Consider the following 735-nt stretch of genomic DNA (forward strand, 5'->3'; position numbering starts at 1 on the left):
ATATTTTTAGATTCAATGTCTTCTTCTGCTTTAGGTAAAAATCTTAAAGATTATATTCCAGATGCTTGGAACAGATTTGTTGCTTCAAATACAGATGGAGTTGTATATTCTGATAAACTAGTTCAATCTGAAATTACTTCTAAATGGGCTATGCCTGCTATAAAGCCAGTTAAAGATTCATATAATRTTACAATAGGATATATTTATATTTTTCTAGATTGGTATATGCTTCATCAAACTCATTTTGCTAATATTGATTTGGGAAAAACAGGAGGACTTTTTATAACTACTGACAAATTATATAATATAATGGATTCTTTATATGAGAATATAGCAGTTATGAAAATAAATCCTATATATGAGGAAGCTTTTAAAAGCGGTAATATAAGCGGTAACCTTACATATAATCTTGGCGGACAAAAAAGAACTGCTGCATATCATAAATTAAAAAATCAGCCTTGGATAATAGCTCTTGCTATGATGAATTATGAGATATATGAACAAAACATGAAATTGATAATAGCTATAAGTATAATAGGAATAATATCTATTGTTATTTTGGCTATACTTGTTAATTTRTTTATAAGAACAATTACTAAACCATTAGAAATAGTGGTAGAAGAGGCATCAAAGATAGAACAAGGTGATTTAAGCCGTTCAGAGCAGCGCATAAAATCTAGAAAAGATGAGATAGGTATTTTATCAAAATCTTTTGTTAGTATGAGAAATAAATTA

At 27.7% G+C, this 735-nt stretch carries 1 protein-coding gene; it reads left to right on the forward strand.

The window, feature by feature from the left end; all coding sequences use genetic code 11:
• On the forward strand, positions 1-735 hold a 735-nt coding region (locus GQX97_RS13120), incomplete at both ends, for a HAMP domain-containing protein (RefSeq protein ID WP_157152284.1).

The organism is Brachyspira sp. SAP_772 (assembly GCF_009755885.1).
Taxonomy (GTDB): Bacteria; Spirochaetota; Brachyspiria; order Brachyspirales; family Brachyspiraceae; genus Brachyspira.